The sequence below is a fragment of the Megasphaera sp. UBA4382 genome (assembly GCF_002391155.1).
Lineage (GTDB): Bacteria > Bacillota > Negativicutes > Veillonellales > Megasphaeraceae > Megasphaera > Megasphaera hexanoica.
Map to the genome: position 1 here is coordinate 12,876 of NZ_DGRS01000047.1, position 17,592 is coordinate 30,467.

Below are 17,592 nucleotides of genomic sequence, written 5' to 3' on the forward strand. Positions count from 1 at the left end.
TACAATCCCCTTTTAAGCGGTCAGGATAACCAGATCAGACGTATTCTTTTAATGCCTGGGCCAGCTGATCCGGACAGGACGTAGTGCGTTCTCCGCAGCGGATGCCTTCCAGACGGCGGATGACTTCGGTGACGGGCATTCCTTCAGCAAGGCTGGAAAGGCCGAGATGATTGCCGGGACAGCCCTTTGTAAAGGCGACATCATAGACTTTTCCATCTCTGACGTCAAAATCAATCTGTGTGGCACAGATGCCACTCGGTTTATACGTATGCAAGGGAATCCTCCTTTCGTCATTAATCGAAGAGTGCCAGAATGCTGGCTTTCGGCTGGGCACCGACAGAACTCTTGTAGAGCTGGCCGTTCTTGAAGACCAGGAGAGTCGGGATGCTCATGACATTGAACTGCTGGGCCAGTTCCGGCTGTTCATCTACATTGACTTTGCCTACTTTGTATTCCGGATGTTCGTTAGCTATTTCTTCGACGACGGGGGCTACCATACGGCAGGGACCGCACCAGGTGGCCCAGAAATCAACGAGGACCGGTTTATCGGACTGCAGGACTTCCTGATTGAAATTATCATTGGTAAATGTGTATTCCATATATGATTCACTCCTTTGGTATGCGTATTGTCTGTAAGACACTTCTATTATATCACACATTTGTCAAATTTTACGAGAAAAATAATAAAGAATATCCGATATATTTTAATGAAACATATTAATAATTTTAGAAATTCAATAGTTGTCCCAATAAAAAACGGCCCGCCACCGATGTGACGGACCGCTTTGCCGGCTATTAGAATGCAGGCAGGATGGTTCCCTGATATTTGTCGTTAATAAATTTCTTGATCGCTTCAGACTGATAAATCTGAACGACTTTTTTGTATGTTTCGTTGTTTTCATCACCCTGGCGGACAGCGAATACGCAGGCGTAGGGCGATTCAATCGATTCGACGAGGATGGAATCTTTTTTCGGATTCAGACCGGCCGGAATGGCGTAGTTGGTATTAACGCAGGCGATGTCTGTATCATCGAGAGAACGCGGCGTCTGGGCGGCATCGAGTTCGACGAATTTCAGATTTTTCGGGTTCTCTGTGATATCAGCAACGGAAGCTTCGATGGAATCGCCGTTCTTCAATTTGATCAGGCCGGCCTGCTGCAGGAGGAGCAGGGCACGGGCGCCGTTGGACGGGTCGTTCGGAATGGTGACTTTGCTGCCCGGAGCAACTTCATCGAGAGATTTATATTTGTGTGAATAAACGGCCATAGGCATGAGAATCGTCTTTCCAACAGACGTGAGCTTCAGGCCCTGCTTTTTGACGATATTGTCAAGGTACGGCTGATGCTGGTAGGAGTTCATGTCGAGGTCTTTTTCGGCCAGTGCTTTATCAGGCTGTACATAATCGTTGAATTCTACGACTTTGATGGTAATCCCCTGTTTGGCAGCTTCTTTCGCTACTTCATCCATGATTTCTGCATGAGGACCAGCTGTTACCCCTACTTTAATTTCTTTTTTTGCCTGGTCGCCTTTGCTGTCATTGCTGGAACCGCAGCCGGCAGCAAATACGCAGATAGCTGCAATTAGGCCGGCGGAAATGATTTTTTTAATAGATGATTTCATGTTTCGTACCCCTCTCCTGAGTGTGTATAAAAAATAAGTCCGTATCAACAAAAAAGCCGTCATGCAGATGACGGCTTTATTAATCTTATGATTCATCTGCCGGAATAATCCGATGGAGTTGGCACCATACCTTATGGCGGTTGCCGCAGTGTCATCGGGCCATTCCCTCGACTGCTCTTGATGAAACGTGTTCAGTTGATGATGCAGATATTAGCATAGTTTTTTTCTCTTGTCAAGTATTAGTTTTTTCTATATCTAAAAATACAGACCGCAAAAATACCGTTTTTTAATGCACCGTATTATTTCTAATTGAAATATATGATAATTTTTATAAAAAATGACATATACTATATGTGAAAAAATAGGATGTATTAAGAAAATTAGATGTTTTTTATCTTTTACCGGATAGACAATATATATGAATACAGTACAATAAAAGTGCGCAATACGTGTTTCGGAATTTGGTAAAGCGAAAGGAGCAGAAAGATGAAACAAATCACAAAACGAATCATTACCTTGGCGATTGCAGCGGCGACACTGGTTTCATTGGCTGGCTGCGGAGGTGGTCAGAAGAGTGCATCTGGCAGTGATGATAAGGTGCTTACGGTGTATACGGCCCGTAGCGAAAGCCTGAACAATCTGGTCATTCCTAATTTTGAAAAAGATACGGGAATCAAAGTCAATGTCGTCGTAGCCGGTACGGGACCGTTATTAAAACGCGTTTCGTCAGAAAAGGGCAATCCACAGGGCGATATCCTCTGGGCAGCAGATCAGACGATGCTGGAATCCCAGAAAGACTTATTCATGGAATATGTGTCGCCGGAAGATAAAAATATGATGGAAGCGTTCCGCAATAAGACGGGATATTTCACACCAGCTTTTGCTGATCCTACCGTCCTTATCGTCAACACGAATCTGGCTGGTGACACGAAAATCGAGACCTTTGATGACCTGCTGAATCCGGCATTAAAGGGTAAGATCGCCTTTGGCGACCCGGCTAATTCCAGTTCGGCATTCCAGTCTCTCATGGCTATGCTCTATGCCAAAGGAAAAAATGGTGATCCTATGAGTCCGGAAGCATGGGAATATGTGGATAAATTCATTCAGAATCTCGATGGCAAGATGCTGAACAGTTCCGGCGCTGTCCACAAAGGCGTTGCCGATGGGGAATATACGGTAGGCCTCACTTGGGAAGACCCGGCAGCTACCTATGTCCGCAACAGCGCTCCCGTCAAAGTCGTATTCCCGAAAGAAGGAGCTATTTTCCCTGGTGAATCGGTGCAGATTATCAAAGGATGCAAACATCCGGAAAACGCTAAAAAATTTGTCGATTACATGATTTCACAGAAGATTCAGGAAATGGCTGGTAAGGAACTGACGGTGCGGCCGCTTCGCAAAAATATCGAGCTGGCTTCGTATATGACGCCTATTGATCAGATTCATCTGTTCCCCAACTATGATGAAGGTTGGGTATCGGATCATAAACAGGATATCGTGTCGATGTGGAACCAGCATCTCGAAAATAACAGATAAATGATTGTATTTGCATCAGTTTGCGGCAGGAAACTCAGTATCAGTGCAGCGGGTCCTGCCGCATTTTTTATAGGGAGGAAGAGAAAATGAGCGTATCCATTGATATTGATCACGTGGTAAAACGCTATGGGGACAATACGGTAGTAAAGGGATTGTCTCTTCATGTTAAGCCAGGGGAGTTTTTTACTCTGCTGGGACCATCGGGCTGTGGCAAGACGACGCTACTGCGTATGATTATCGGGTTCAACTCTATTGAAGAAGGGGAAATCCGGCTGAATGGGAAGCGTATCAATGATGTGCCTGTAGAGAAACGGAATATGGGCATGGTGTTTCAGAACTATGCCATATTTCCCCATATGACGGTACGGGACAATGTGGCTTTCGGACTGCAGATGCGGGGGGCCGGGAAAGGCGATATAGAAAAACGGGTAGACGACATACTGAAAATTGTGAAAATTGACCATTTAAAGGACCGTATGCCTGCGGCTCTTTCTGGCGGCCAGCAGCAGCGGGTTGCCCTGGCGCGGGCTATCGTCATTCAGCCGGAAGTACTCCTAATGGATGAACCATTGTCCAATCTGGATGCCAAACTTCGGGTAGAAATGCGGAATGCGATAAAGAAAATCCAGCGTCATATCCACATTACGACGGTGTATGTAACCCACGACCAGGAAGAAGCATTGGCTGTATCAGATCGCATCGCTGTCATGAATAATGGTGTTATTCAGCAGATCGGGACGCCGCAGAATATTTACAAACGGCCGTTCAATACGTTTGTAGCCGGATTTATCGGTCTGTCCAATTTTCTCGATGCAAAGCTGCAAAAAGACGGGAATGCCCATACCCTGCATTTCAAAGATGGATATAACGTGACCATGGATAATCTCGATGAGTCGGCAAAAGATGGAGAGTCCGTCATCGTATCCGTACGGCCGGAAGAATTTTCTATTGTGCCGGCCGGTGAAAGGGGAATTTCTGCAGTCGTCGAAAGCAGCGTATTCCTGGGAATTGCTACTCACTATTTTATGAAATCGGATGATGGAAATAATCTGGAAGTCATCCAGTACCAGGGTGAAGGCAGTTATCTTCCCGATGGGACGGCCGTGAGTCTGCAGCTTAAGAGCGGCCGTATCAACGTATTCCATAGCGACAGTGCAGAAACGATGATAGAAGGTGGTCATAATGGCACAAACTAAACGATCTCATATTTCATTCTGGACCGTAATCAGTCTCTGGCTCTTTGCTTTTTTTGCCATTTTTGTTTTATATCCTCTGATACTCGTATTATATAAGAGCGTAGTGGACCCTGCTTCGGGCAGTGCGACGATGGCCTATTTTACCCGGTTCTTTACCAAGCCTTTTTATTGGGAAACCATGGTTCACAGTATGGAAGTCACGGTCGTCTCTACTATCCTGGCAGCTCTTCTGGGGCTTCCCATGGCTTATCTCATGCGGAGTATCAAGATAAAGGGGAGTGCCCTTCTCAATATCCTGATTGTCATTTCCTATTTGTCACCGCCGTTCATCGGAGCCTATGCCTGGATTCAGCTGTTGGGGCGCAACGGTGTCATCACCCAGTTTTTTAACCAGCTGTTTCATACATCGTTTAATGGTGTCTATGGATTTTCTGGTATCGTCCTCGTCTTTACCTTGCAGTCCTTTCCTTTGATTTATATATTTTTGTCCGGATCGCTCAAGACTTTCGATAATTCGCTGAATGAAGCGGCGGAAAGCCTGGGCTGTTCCCGCTTCACGCGGATGCGGCGGATCCTGGTACCTCTTCTGCTGCCGACGCTGTTATCCAGTTCGATGCTCGTCTTCATGCGGGTCTTTGCCGATTTTGGTACACCTATGCTGATCGGTGAAGGATTCAAGACCATGCCCGTACTGGTGTATACGTCCTTTATGGGAGAAGTCGGCGGTGATGATGGATTTGCTGCGGCTATCTGCGTCATCATGATTGTACTGACGGTGGTCATGTTCTTTGCCCAGCGTTATCTGGCGAACCGCAGTACCTATACGATGACAGCACTGAAGCCTATCGTAGCTGAAAAAGCATCGGGGTTGCGCAATATCATGGCTCATGGTATCGTGTATATAGTAACAGGGCTGGCTATTCTGCCCCAGCTCGTCGTCGTGTATACATCGTTTCTGCGCAGTAATGGCGGTCAGGTCTTTACTGGCGGGTATGCGCTCCAGAGTTATGAAGCGACGTTGTTCGCCAAAGATAACACGGTCATCTGGAACACCTATTTCCTGGGTATTGTCGCTATTGCAATCGTACTGGTCATGGGAGTTATCATTGCCTATCTGAGTGTACGGAAAAAGAATCTCCTCAACAGCATCCTCGATACGGTGACCATGTTCCCCTTCATTATTCCCGGGTCTGTACTGGGGATTTCCTTCCTGTTTGCCTTCAATAGTCCGCCTATCGTTTTAAGCGGTACGGCTCTGATCATGATTATTTCCTTTGCCATCCGGCGTATGCCTTACACCGTGCGTTCCAGCGTGGCAGCTCTGGGACAGATCAGCAAAAATGTAGAAGAAGCGGCTATTTCGCTGGGGGCTTCCGACATGACGACATTCCGCCGGATTACCCTTCCCATGATGATGCCCGGCGTCCTGGCAGGGGCCATTATGAGCTGGGTGACCATCATCAGTGAGCTCAGTTCTTCCATTATTTTATATACGACAGCCAATCAGACGCTGACTGTGTCTATTTATACCGAAGTCATCCGCGGTAATTACGGCAATGCATCAGCATATGCTACAATTCTGGCGCTGACCTCCATCTTGTCCCTGCTGATTTTCTTCAAGCTGACGGGACGGCGTGATATCAGTATCTGATTTAACTTTTAAGGAGGGGCGGTATGAGCAGACCACGCAGTTTTCATCTGTACTTACAACAGGTTTTTACTAAAGGGGCGGCACTGCTCATACTGTTCCTGATATGTTTATTCGTATCCTTTCTGGTCTGTTTTTATCAGGTACGCGTTGTAGATGGAACGGATGCCCATGCAGCAGAGGCAGAACAGGCCGTCAGCCGGGAGTGGAACCGCTGTGTGGCTATGTTGGATGAACTGGGCAGGAATCCTGTCCTCATCCGCGCCTTGCAGGACGGAAAGGCCGATCAGGAGCTGGCACAACACTTGTATGACATAACGAACAGTGGTGTCGTCCGTGGTGATTTCCTCCTTTTAGACAGCAAAAGGAAACCGGTCATGACCAGCCTGTATCAGGATAATCTGGGGCTTGTCATGGAGAACCGGGATATACAGGACATGCTGCATCGGGCCGGGGCAGATGGTGTCGGGGATTTGCGTTATGGTCCGGTGATACTGCCGCTGCAACATAGTCAGCAGGAACAGTATTATCTTCTCAGGCCTGTGCGGGATGAAACAGGAACGGCAGGATACATCTTCCTTTTTTTCCGGCAGGAAGGATTCCAGGAGCTGACCGACGCATGGCCGGCAGAGCAGATTGTCATTATGGATACCCTCGATCACGTCGTTTTTTCAACGAACCCGCAGTTTGTAGATGCTATGGGTAAATTGCGCACGCCCCTGACCATGGAAGGGAAACAAACTGTTCAGGGTCGCAGTTATTATGTCAGCCGGCCGGCCCGGGGCGATAAACTTCAGGTCATTGCGTTTACGGCTATTCCCCATACGGATTCTCTGCTTCAGGCAGTACTTCTTTTCCTGGGATGTATTGGCATAGCGGCCTGTCTGGCTGTATTTCTGGTGGCGCGGAAACTGTCCCGTAAAGTATTGAAGCCATTGGATGGACTGCTGGTTGCTGTGCGGGAAGGGAAAAATGGAAATCTCGATTACCGGTTGGAACCAGAGCAGAGCCTGCAGGAATTTCAGGTCATTTATCAGGAATTTAACCGTATGATGAGGGAAATCCATCGTCTTATGGAACGCAATAAAGAACTGGCAGAACGGAAACGGCTCATGGAAGTGCGGAATCTGGAGGGACAGATGGATCCCCATTTCGCCTTCAATGTCATGGAAGGGCTGCGCTATGAAATTCTGTTTGATCCGAAAAAGGCATCGGAACTGGCTGTCTCCTTTGCCCGGCTGATGCGCTATAGTATCCATCGCGGTGAAGGTGATGTCAGTCTGGAAACGGATCTTCAGTACGTAAAAGATTATCTGGCTCTTCAAAAGATGCGCTTCGGCGAACGATTATCCTATGATGTTGTCATCGATCCGGATTTGTATCATTGCCAGATTCCCAAGCTGTTGTTGCAGCCTGTCGTAGAAAACAGTATTGTCCATGGACTGGAAAATGTACGGTCGATTCATATCAGCATTACTGGAAAAAGAGAAGAAGATATGCTCGTATTGTCAGTAATCGACAATGGTTCCGGTATCAGCCCTGAAAAAATGGCATCTCTCCGTCGTCTGCTGACATCGGACGTGGTAGCACCCAGCCATATCGGCCTGTATAACGTGCACCGCGTACTGCGGCTCCGATATGGCAGGACGGCAGGCATCCGCATTGAAGGAGATGCCCAGGGGTTCCGCGTTTTTCTGTCCCTGCCGATGGTAAAAGAAGAGGTGTCACATTATGACGATGTATAAGGTACTGCTCGTAGAAGATGAAGAGATTATCCGTAAAGGACTCATGTATCTGATGGACTGGGAAACGGAAGGCTGTGTCATTATAGGTGAGGCCGGAGATGGGGCAGAAGGTGCAGAAAAAATTCGTCAGATGAGACCGGATATCGTCATTACCGATGTGCGGATGCCTTTTATGAGCGGCCTGGATATGCTGGAACAGACCCGGTCTATACCGTATGCCGCCATTGTCATTTCTGGCTATGATGAATTTGAATATGCCCAGCGGGCGATTTCTCTGGATGTCACGGAGTATCTGCTGAAGCCAGTGGATTTTACCGCTCTCCAGAAAGCTTTGATGCGGGTAAAGGAAAAACTGGGTGCTCTTCGCCAGATGGAACAACAGGCACTGTTCCATCCGGTACAGATGAATCTGCCGGACGGGCTGCCGGAACCGGGAAACCGCTATGTGAAAAAAGTCTTGCAGATTATAGAGTCGCAGTATCCACAAAAAATCCTCCTGCAGAATCTCTGTGAAGACCTGGGCGTATCCAGTGTGTATCTGCAGACAAAGTTTAAGGAAGAAATGCATTATACCTTTCACGATTTTCTCAATCGCTATCGGATTCAGCAGGCGGTCAAAAAGATGAAGGAAACCGATTATAAGGTCTATGAAATCGCGGATATGGTCGGTTTTTCTGATTACAAATATTTTATACAAGTATTCAAAAAATACGTCGGCATGTCACCGAAAAAATTTTTTGAACGATCGGGTAGAATATGATGTGCTGTCTAAGTGGACATAAGGAGTAAGAGACTCTTGTCAGAATGTGTCTTTTCATGTTACAATACAAACTGCTCATCGGAGGATGTATAACCGTAATGTATACAGCCGGATAAGATGTCGGCAGACGAAATATCGGAGGACAGGTCTCTGCGTACGGATACCTGTCGAAGTAAGATATGGATGTCCTGCCGGTTCTTGTCCGGCATTTTTGTTTGTGGAGGTGATGACCGATGGGGTATACAGAAGCTATGGAGCATAAGAAAAAGATACGTTGGGAAATATATTCTGCAAAAGCCTTCTATTTCCTCGGCGGTTTCGGTTTTACGGCCTGGGCATCTCTGATTCCTTTTTTGAAACATAATCTGGAAATACCCGATGACCACCTGGGCATTCTGCTCCTTACACTGGGAGCGGGGGCACTGGTCATGATGTTCTTTGCCGGTGCCATCGCGGCCCGGCTGGGATGCCGCCGTTCACTGACAGTGGGCGGTCTGGGTATGATTGTCTGTCTCAATGGGCTGTGCCATGCGCCGGTCTATGCCGGGGCGATAGGATTTGCTGTCATACTGGGAGCATCCCTGGGGCTTTCGGATGTGGTGGTCAATATCAATGGCATTTATATAGAGCGGAAAATCCACAAGAGGCTCATGTCGGGACTGCAGGCTATGTGGTCTCTGGGCAATTTTTCCGGCGCCGCTTTTTTCGCCCTGCTTCTCTCGTTGGGACTGCACTGGAAACTGGTGGCTCTGGCGGCGACTATGGTCATTGCCGGATGCTTGTTCTTTTTTGCTCCCCACCTGATGCAGAACCGGCAGGGAAATCGCGGGTCTTCCCATTTTGTGCGGCCTAAGCCGTATATTCTGCTTATCGGCGTCATCTGTACCATCTCCTTTCTTGTCGAAGGGTCTATCAATGACTGGAGTGGTGTATTCCTGACGACAGAAAAGGGAGTGGATATTTCTCATTCCGGGCTGGGTCTGACGCTGTTTACGGCAGCGGCCTTTCTCATGCGCCTGCCCGGTGATTCCCTGGTCATGCATTTTGGCAGCCGGCATATTCTGACCGTTTCTCTGCCCATCGCCTTTACCGGATTTCTTGGCATTTTATTCCTGCCACCGGGACCGCTGCTCTTTTTGGCATTTATTCTGATTGGCGTGGGTTGTGCCAATACGGTACCGGTCTTTTACTCACTGCTGGGTACGCAGAAGGTCATGCCTGTGGCGGATGCTGTTTCGGCGGTCAGTACTATCGGCTATGTGGGGATTCTGCTGGCTCCGGCTGTTCTCGGCTTTATCGGCCGTGCCTTCAGCCTGTATGCTTCCTTCGGCTTGGTCACGGTTCTTCTGGTCGTCATGTCGGTCATAGCTCTGCGGCTCTTAAAGAATGTTTGACGTTTGAAACATTGGTTTTAAATTAAAGTCCATCCACATCAAACTTTCAACTTCAAACTCAAAAAAGCGGCTGTCTTCGGACGACAGCCGCTTTTTTTATGCATCAATCAGTTTTCCCGGATTGAGGATGTTATTAGGATCCATGGCCCGTTTGATGGTTTTCATGATAGCCAGTTCTCCTTTAGGTGTAAATTCTTCCATGTACTTGAGCTTCTTGGCTCCGATGCCGTGTTCACCGGCCAGGCGTCCACCGACGCTGTAGGCATAGGCGTATACCTGCTGATGGAATTTTTCGACGCTCGTTTCCCATTCTTCGTCGCTCATATCCATCTTGCACAGGACGATGTGCAGGTTGCCGTCGCCGATGTGGGCATTGATCTTGACCTGGAACGGGTAACCTTCGCCGATTTCCATGATTTTTTCGATGGTCGAAGCGATTTTGTGGACCGGTACGACGACGTCATCGGTGAGGAAGACTTTGCTGACCATTTCACACGATGTCTGGACATTGCGGCGCATATTCCAGATGCGTTCATCCGCTTCGAGGACATCGACGGCGCCTGATTCTTCACAGATGGTGCAGACACTTTCCATCTTGCTGTCCAGTTCGTCTTCACGGAACGTTTCTACGGTGATGATGACGTAAATGCCGTCTTCATAGTGAGGCATATCCGAATAGTGGCAATAATCGGCGGTGTCACGGACATAGGAGTTATCCATGTATTCCACGCTGGTCGGGTCGATGCCGGCCTTAAGCAGTTTGGGAACCATGTACAGCGCTTTGCGCGGGTCTGTGTACACGGCGAGGACGTCAAACCGGTACGGCGGCAGGGGAATGAGTTTGACTGTGACTTTAGTGATGATGCCCAGCGTTCCTTCGCTGCCGATGATGAGCTGTTCCAGGTCGTAGCCGGTGGAGCATTTCTTCAGGATGCGGCCGCATTCGACGATATCGCCGGTCGGCGTGACCATTTCCAGACAATAGACCTGATGACGTGTGACGCCGTAGCGGACGGCTTTGAGGCCGCCGGCGTTGGTTGCCAGATTGGCGCCAATCATGCAGCTTTCTGCACTGGAGGGGTCTCCGGCGTAGAGCAGGCCATGAGCTTTGGCTTCTTTCTGCAGATCTACCGTACGCACGCCGGCTTCGACGGTCATATACATGCCTTCTTCATTGAGTTCAATGATTTTGTTGAGCCGTTCCATGCACAGGACAAGGCCGCCGCAGACAGGGATGGCACCGTCGGCCAGGCTTGTGCCGCCACTGCGGACGGTAATGGGAAAATGATATTCATTGGCCAGTTTGACAATCTGGGAAATTTCTTCGGCATTGGCCGGGATGACGGCGGCTTCCGGCAGGTGGAAGCGGCGCGGGTCCGTTTCGTAATCTGTCTGGTACTGGAGCAGTATGTCTTTATCTGTTTTTACGTAAGAAGGGCCGGTAATGGCTTTGAGTTTTTCAATGATTTCCGGTGTGATGGGCTGATACGTTTCCATAATGATCCTCCTGTCATAAAGTAATCTGATTATGCGTATATTCTATCACATTTCTGCAGGCTGGAAAGAGTCATTTCCTATTCTTATTTGCAATGTGTAATTATGTTTGTTAAACTGTACCGAAAAGGAGTGATCTATATGGACATGGGATTACAGGATAAAGTAGTCGTCATTACCGGTGGCAGTGAAGGCATCGGCTTTGCAGCTGCCAGAGCTTTTATTGCCGAAGGGGCTTATGCCGCTATCTGCGGACGCAGGAAAGACGTATTGGAGCATGCCGTGGCAGAACTGGGGCCACGGGCTTTTGGTGTATCGTGTGATATGACAAAGGAAGACGATGTCTATAACTTTGCCCGCCGCGTCTTTGATACATTTGGCCGCATGGATGTGTGGGTCAATAATGTCGGCGCGACCATTGCCAGGAAAGGGACGTGGTATACGGGAGAAGAAATTGACCGGACCTATGCTGTAAATTTCAAATCCGTCGTCATGGGAAGCCAGGCAGCCGTACCCTATTTGTCCCGTCAGGGCGGGGTCATTGTCAATGTGGCATCTCTGGCGGCGCGGTGTGCGACATCCGGGCGGGCTACGCTCTATGGAGCGTTTAAAGCAGGTGTCGTCAACTTCACCAATACCTTTGCCGGGGAAGTGGCGTCAAAGCACATCCGTGTCGTATCCATACTGCCGGGATTTACGCTGACGCCGCTGGTTCGGGCGACCATTGCCCCTGCTGATCTGGAAAAGCAGAGCCGTACCTGCCTCTTGCGCCGGGCCGCTTCACCGGAAGAAATTGCCGGACCTATTGTCTTTCTGGCCAGCTCCCAGGCTTCCTATATGACGGCAGCGTCTCTTGAGATTTCCGGCGGCCGTAGTGTGACCCTGAATCCGGGGTATTCCTATGGGGAATAATGACATTCTAAAAATAAAATTGAATTATGTTCTAATTTTTTAAAAGTCCACTTGACAAGTGCTGTTTTAAAGTGTACTATGTTCGTAAACATTGGAAACGCCAAGACCGGAACAAGTACACGCAGGCGGTCAGACAGAGAGCAGGAATCCAGGCTGAGAGTTCCTGCAGAAGCCAAATGCGCTGGAATGCCTCCGCGAGCGGATGAGCCGAATCGAGTAGGCTCATACGGATTTCCCACGTTACGGGTGCCGAGATACAGCATTTGCTGTAAGCAGAGTGGAACCACGGACCACCGTCTCTGTCATGGGGACGGTGTTTTTTTTGTCTCTAAATGGGAAAAATGAGGATATTTCGCCAATGTTTCAAAACATATTTTAAAAATTCATGAAATGTGATGGGAGTAATAGAGGAGGATATGACTATGACACAGAGTAAAAAAGAATTAGTATTAGCCGCTATGGATAACAAGCCGGTAGACCGTGTTCCTGTGGGATTCTGGTTTCATTTTCTGGGAGATGAAATCCATTCCGATTCGTTTCAGCATCCGGAATTGATCGAACAGCTCTATGCGGGACAGACGAAATACATCGAAACGGCCAAGCCGGATTTTGTAAAAATCATGACCGATGGATTCTTTCCTTATGAAAATAGAACGGCATTCAATCTGAAAAGTGCGGCCGATTTCAAGCGGATCCAGCCCCTTGCTGACGATGATCCGTGGTTTACGACGCAGATTGCCTATGCAAAGAGACTGACCAGTAAATACGGTAATGACGTAGCCATGTTTTACAATCTCTTCTGCGCCGGTACGACAGTGAAATTCATGCTTCCCGATATTACCCAGGGCGATGCCTGGCTGAGCCGTCTTATACAGGAAGATGCAGACGCCGTCCGTCAGGGACTCGATGTCATTTCCGGAGATTTGGCAAAACTGGCCCGCCGGATTATTATCGAAGGCGGCGTGACCGGTATTTACTTCAGTCTCCAGAATCTGCTCGGTGAGGGAATTACGAAAGATGTTTACAATCAGGTGCTGGCGCCGGGTGAAAAACAGATCCTCGCCGCGGCTAACAGTGCAAGTGATTACAACATCCTCCATATCTGCGGCTGGTCCGGCCACCGCAATGATCTGACCTGGTATGCCGATTACGATGTGAAGACCATTAACTGGGCGGCTGTCGTCGAAGGTGTGCCTCTGGAAGAAGGACGGAAGATTTTTGGCGGCCGGGCTGCTCTCGGCGGATTTGGCAATCTGGAAACGGAAGTACTGTACAATGGTACGAAAGAAGAAGTACAGGCCGAAACGAAGCGTATCCTGGACCATGCCGGACGGCAGGGCGTCATCCTCGGTGCAGACTGCACGGTGCCGCGCGATACGGACTGGCAGCGTTTTGAATGGGTACGGGAAGCTGCAAAATAATAGATATTATAACGGGTAAAGCATATAGGGGGAATATATCATGAATATAAAAAAATTAGGGAAATTTGTCATCACAGCCGCTTTGATTGGTGTCGTCGCAGCCGGCCTTGCCGGATGCAGCAAGAAAGATAGTGCCGCAGCCGGCGATGGCGGCAAGAAAAAAGTCGTCAACGTAGCGTATACGAATTACTATGTACCTTATGATTTCGTCAATGACAAAGGAGAAGCCGACGGCTTTGAAGTAGCAGTCATGAAAGAAGTTGCCAAAAAACTGCCGCAGTACGAATGGAAATTCACGCCGACCTCGGACGACGATCTTCTGATCGGTGTCGAATCGGGGAAATACACCATTGGTACCAAGGGCATCTGGAAAACGGCAGCCCGGGAAAAGAAATATCTCTTTACTGATAATTACATCGGTGCCAGCGTCATAGGCCTGGTCATCCGCAAAGATGAAGCCGATAAAGTAAAAGACATGGATTCCTTTGCCCAGTACAGTGGCAAACTCGTGCCGATTGCCCCACAGGATGCGCGCTACATGGTCATTGATACATACAATAAAGAACATCCGGATAAGCCCATCGACCTGAAATCGTCGGAAGCATTCCAGATTGCCGATGCCTACAGCTGGGTCATGGAAGGCCGCTATGATGCCTATCTGGAAGTTGAACTGAGCTACAAGAACAATATCGTCAAAGACGACGCTCCGTACCATCAGTTCAACGATCAGCTGACCTATATCCGCTACAAAGGCATCCCGACTTATCCGCTGATCAATAAGAAAGAAACGAAATTGAAAGACGAAGTCGATCAGGCTATCAAAGAACTTCGTGATGAAGGAAAAATTGCCGAACTGGAACAAAAATATTTTGGTGAAAGCCTGTCCCAGTATATCGGACAGTAAGTGAGAGGAGGAGTGCTTTGTGAATAGTACGAGAGTATTTGATCCGTCCATGATCGTACAGGTCATACCGGACCTTCTGTCCTATCTGGACGTGACTTTGCTCGTAGCCGTCACAAGTATCCTCCTCGGCTCTCTGCTGGGGATGATACTGGCCTGGGCCAGGACGGGTCACCACCGCGTGCTGCGCTGGATTGCCAACGGTTACATCTATATCATGCGCTGCACGCCCTCCATTGTCCTGTTGTTCATCGTATTTTACGGTCTGCCGAAACTGGTGGAGTCGATGACCGATTATGATATCAACGATACAAACCGTGCCGTCTTTGCCATCATCACCTTTACGTTGTTATTTGGCGCCTATATTTCTGAAGTATTCCGGGCCGCCTATCAGGCTGTCCCCAAAGGGCAGTATGAAGCGGCAGTCAGCATTGGCCTGACCCCGTTTCAGGCATTCCGCCAGGTCATGCTGCCCCAGGCTACAGTCATAGCCCTGCCGAACTTTGGCAATTCCGTCATCAATTTGCTGAAAGAAGGGGCCCTGGCCTACACCATCGGCCTCATCGATATGATTGGCAAGGGAAATCTGATCATTGCCCAGAACTTTGGGGCGTATGGTGTGGAAATTTATCTGGCCTGCATGATTGTCTACTGGATTATGACGACCTGCATTGCCAAGGGATTCCTCCGGTTGGAAGAACATCTTGACAAAGGGCAGAGCCTGCGGGCAAAGAATCCGGCACAGGCAAAAGCACGCATACTGCCTGTATGGAAAAGCGTACCGGCGCTGATGCGGCGCATTCAGCGTCAGGGCTAGAAAAAGGAGTAACCATATGGAACTGGATTATACATTTATGATAGAAACCTTTTATAAGGTATGGGGGGGCATTGGCACGACACTGGGACTGACAGCCCTGAGTCTCCTCATTGCGGCACCGATTGCGTTTTATATGGCGGTCCTCCGCATTAAAGGCAATCTCATCGGCAGTGGCATTACCCAGGCTTATATATCCTTTGTCCGGGGTACGCCTATTATTCTGCAGATTCTGCTTCTTTATAGCCTGCTCCCAAGCTTTCTCAACGTCGTTGTCAAAGCGTTGGGCTCAGACTTCAATGTCTTCGACAGCGTCGACCCGTTCTGGTATGCGGTTGTCGTCTTTTCCCTGAATACCATCGCCCTTTTGGCAGAAGTATTCCGCTCGGCTCTGCTGAGTATCCCTAAGGGACAGCTTGAAGCCGGCGTTTCTATCGGCCTTTCGGAATTCCAGACATACTGCAAAGTCATCATTCCCCAGGCTATGGTCGTAGCGCTGCCGGCGGTCTGCAATATTACGGTCAATCTGATCAAAGGGACTTCCCTGGCATTCCTTATGACTGTCAAAGATGTCCTGGCTATCGGAAAAATTGCCGCTTCCTATGGTTATAACTATATCGAATCGTACCTGGATGTGTTTATTGTATATCTCATCGTATGTACGGTCATCCAGCTGGCATATAAATTTGCAGAACAGCATGTAGGTGCCTTCCGGGTCGGTGCATAAGAAAGGAGATTTATCCCATGTTATTGTCAATTAAGCATGTCCGCAAGAGCTTTGGCGATCTGGAAGTACTGAAAGACGTGCATATGGATATTGAAAAAGGCGACGTTGTCGTCATTCTGGGCCCCAGCGGGTCGGGCAAGACGACATTCCTGCGCTGCCTGAATTTTCTGGAAAAGGCCGATGCCGGGGAAATGGATTTTGCCGGTATGCACATCGATCTCAGCCATCCTTCGACAAAAGATATTACGGCCGTGCGGAAAAAGACGGCTTTCGTATTTCAGGGATACAACCTCTTTGCCAATAAGACGGTCCTTGAAAATGTGACTCTCGGTCTGACTACGGGCAGGGGCATGAAAAAAGCCGATGCCGAAGCCATTGCCCGCGATGCGTTGCAGCGTGTCGGCATGGCGGAACGGATGGACTATTATCCGTCCCAGCTTTCCGGCGGCCAGCAGCAGCGCGTAGGAATTGCCCGGGCCATGGCTGTCAAGCCCGATGTCATCCTGTTTGATGAACCGACATCGGCCCTTGATCCGGAACTGGTCGGGGAAGTACTGAAAGTCATGCGGGACCTGGCAAAAGCCGGAACGACCATGATTGTCGTGACCCATGAAATGAAATTTGCCCGCGATGTGGCAACCCACGTTATTTTTATGGATGGCGGTGTCATCGTTGAAGAAGGGACGTCGGAAGATATTTTCGAGCATCCCAAAGAAGAACGGACTAAAAAGTTCCTGCACCGTGTCCTCTGCCATACTTACGAATAATCAGAGAGGAGCTATTTCTGACAGATTCTGTACGGAACATAGTTCCTCTTTTCATTATGTGTATTGACGCAACAGACAAACCTGTATATGATGATGGTATCTAAAGGAGGAATGCAATATGGCTTTTACAGAAGAACAGAAACTGACAGATCATCTGCAGCACTTTATTGCCTGTCAGACCATTTCTAATGAAGATTTGGATAAAGTGGACTGGCGGGAATTTACCAAGCTTCATGCCCTGCTGGAAGCCTACTATCCTGTTATATATAAACTGTTTGAAGTCATTCCGGTTGGCCGGGCGGGCCTGCTGTTTCATTATGATTCGGGCCATCCGGAAAAAACGCCGCTCGTACTCAGCGCCCATCAGGACGTAGTCGAACCGGGAGCCCTGGAACTCTGGAAGAAAGAACCTTTTTCCGGCGCTTATGAAGATGGCATCATCTGGGGACGGGGTACGACAGACTGCAAACACCTCTTCCTGGCAGAAATGGAAGCCGTGGAAGCTGCCTTTTCCGATGGATTCCGTCCTTCCTATGACCTCTACATTGCACTGGGATACAGTGAAGAAATTTATACCATCAGCGGGGAAGACGGCGGACGGCTTCTCAAGGAAGCACTGGCGGCACGGGGCGTTCATCAGATCGTTCTCTTTGACGAAGG

The 17,592-nt window shown here is 48.8% G+C and carries 17 protein-coding genes and 1 riboswitch; of the genes, 13 read left to right on the top strand and 4 right to left on the bottom strand.

Going from position 1 to position 17,592, the window contains the following annotated elements:
- Positions 1 to 34 precede the first annotated feature (34 nt).
- The 3 genes from B4H10_RS05420 to B4H10_RS05430 all read right to left on the bottom strand — a co-directional run bounded on the left by B4H10_RS05420 (position 35) and on the right by B4H10_RS05430 (position 1,620).
- A complete protein-coding gene (locus B4H10_RS05420) occupies positions 35 to 274 on the bottom strand; it encodes a TIGR03905 family TSCPD domain-containing protein (protein WP_292016907.1) in 240 nt (79 codons plus the stop codon).
- Between the two features lie 19 nt (positions 275 to 293).
- Positions 294 to 659, bottom strand: coding sequence for a thioredoxin (gene trxA, locus B4H10_RS05425; RefSeq protein WP_277345512.1), 366 nt, complete (start codon positions 657 to 659; stop codon positions 294 to 296).
- 136 nt (positions 660 to 795) lie between these two features.
- Positions 796 to 1,620 carry a MetQ/NlpA family ABC transporter substrate-binding protein gene (locus tag B4H10_RS05430; protein WP_059077044.1) on the bottom strand — a complete coding sequence of 275 codons (825 nt, stop codon included), beginning with the start codon at positions 1,618 to 1,620 and terminating at the stop codon, positions 796 to 798.
- Between the two features lie 89 nt (positions 1,621 to 1,709).
- Positions 1,710 to 1,807: riboswitch (SAM riboswitch) on the bottom strand.
- 299 nt (positions 1,808 to 2,106) lie between these two features.
- Here B4H10_RS05430 and B4H10_RS05435 point away from each other — a divergent pair.
- From B4H10_RS05435 to B4H10_RS05460, 6 genes are all read left to right on the top strand, one after another.
- Entirely contained in the window at positions 2,107 to 3,153 is a 1,047-nt protein-coding gene (locus B4H10_RS05435; RefSeq protein WP_059077043.1) for an ABC transporter substrate-binding protein, read from the top strand.
- 86 nt (positions 3,154 to 3,239) lie between these two features.
- A complete protein-coding gene (locus tag B4H10_RS05440) occupies positions 3,240 to 4,349 on the top strand; it encodes an ABC transporter ATP-binding protein (protein ID WP_113855337.1) in 1,110 nt (369 codons plus the stop codon).
- The gene (locus B4H10_RS05445; protein WP_113855338.1) at positions 4,336 to 6,000 is read left to right on the top strand and encodes an ABC transporter permease; all 1,665 of its coding nucleotides are present in this window, start codon (positions 4,336 to 4,338) and stop codon (positions 5,998 to 6,000) included. Before B4H10_RS05440 ends, B4H10_RS05445 begins: the two co-directional genes overlap by 14 nt.
- 23 nt (positions 6,001 to 6,023) lie before the next feature.
- Entirely contained in the window at positions 6,024 to 7,742 is a 1,719-nt protein-coding gene (locus B4H10_RS05450) for a sensor histidine kinase (RefSeq protein ID WP_292018341.1), read from the top strand.
- A complete protein-coding gene (locus B4H10_RS05455; RefSeq protein ID WP_206084848.1) occupies positions 7,729 to 8,502 on the top strand; it encodes a response regulator transcription factor in 774 nt (257 codons plus the stop codon). The genes B4H10_RS05450 and B4H10_RS05455 overlap by 14 nt, the downstream gene beginning before the upstream one ends.
- A gap of 233 nt (positions 8,503 to 8,735) precedes the next feature.
- Complete coding sequence (locus B4H10_RS05460; protein WP_236699685.1) at positions 8,736 to 9,896, top strand: MFS transporter; 1,161 nt, start codon at positions 8,736 to 8,738, stop codon at positions 9,894 to 9,896.
- A gap of 96 nt (positions 9,897 to 9,992) precedes the next feature.
- On the opposite strand, the gene B4H10_RS05465 is transcribed toward B4H10_RS05460, so the two are convergent.
- Positions 9,993 to 11,393: an FAD-binding oxidoreductase gene (locus tag B4H10_RS05465; protein ID WP_292018342.1), complete on the bottom strand. Its 1,401-nt coding sequence runs from the start codon at positions 11,391 to 11,393 to the stop codon at positions 9,993 to 9,995.
- Between the two features lie 138 nt (positions 11,394 to 11,531).
- On the opposite strand from B4H10_RS05465, the gene B4H10_RS05470 reads away from it, so the two are divergent.
- From B4H10_RS05470 to B4H10_RS05500, 7 genes are all read left to right on the top strand, one after another.
- Complete coding sequence (locus B4H10_RS05470) at positions 11,532 to 12,302, top strand: SDR family NAD(P)-dependent oxidoreductase (protein ID WP_292018343.1); 771 nt, start codon at positions 11,532 to 11,534, stop codon at positions 12,300 to 12,302.
- Between the two features lie 422 nt (positions 12,303 to 12,724).
- Positions 12,725 to 13,723 (top strand): uroporphyrinogen decarboxylase family protein, encoded by a 999-nt coding sequence (locus B4H10_RS05475; RefSeq protein ID WP_292018344.1) that lies wholly within the window; start codon positions 12,725 to 12,727, stop codon positions 13,721 to 13,723.
- Positions 13,724 to 13,763: 40 nt separating this feature from the next.
- Complete coding sequence (locus tag B4H10_RS05480; protein WP_059077036.1) at positions 13,764 to 14,627, top strand: transporter substrate-binding domain-containing protein; 864 nt, start codon at positions 13,764 to 13,766, stop codon at positions 14,625 to 14,627.
- Positions 14,628 to 14,646: 19 nt separating this feature from the next.
- Positions 14,647 to 15,441: an amino acid ABC transporter permease gene (locus tag B4H10_RS05485; protein ID WP_234995414.1), complete on the top strand. Its 795-nt coding sequence runs from the start codon at positions 14,647 to 14,649 to the stop codon at positions 15,439 to 15,441.
- 16 nt (positions 15,442 to 15,457) lie between these two features.
- Entirely contained in the window at positions 15,458 to 16,165 is a 708-nt protein-coding gene (locus tag B4H10_RS05490; RefSeq protein ID WP_292018345.1) for an amino acid ABC transporter permease, read from the top strand.
- Positions 16,166 to 16,182: 17 nt separating this feature from the next.
- Positions 16,183 to 16,932, top strand: a complete 750-nt coding sequence (locus tag B4H10_RS05495; RefSeq protein WP_059077034.1) for an amino acid ABC transporter ATP-binding protein — start codon at positions 16,183 to 16,185, stop codon at positions 16,930 to 16,932.
- 118 nt (positions 16,933 to 17,050) lie between these two features.
- Positions 17,051 to 17,592, top strand: a 542-nt coding sequence (locus B4H10_RS05500; RefSeq protein WP_292018346.1) for a M20/M25/M40 family metallo-hydrolase, incomplete at its 3' end; no start/stop codon positions are given.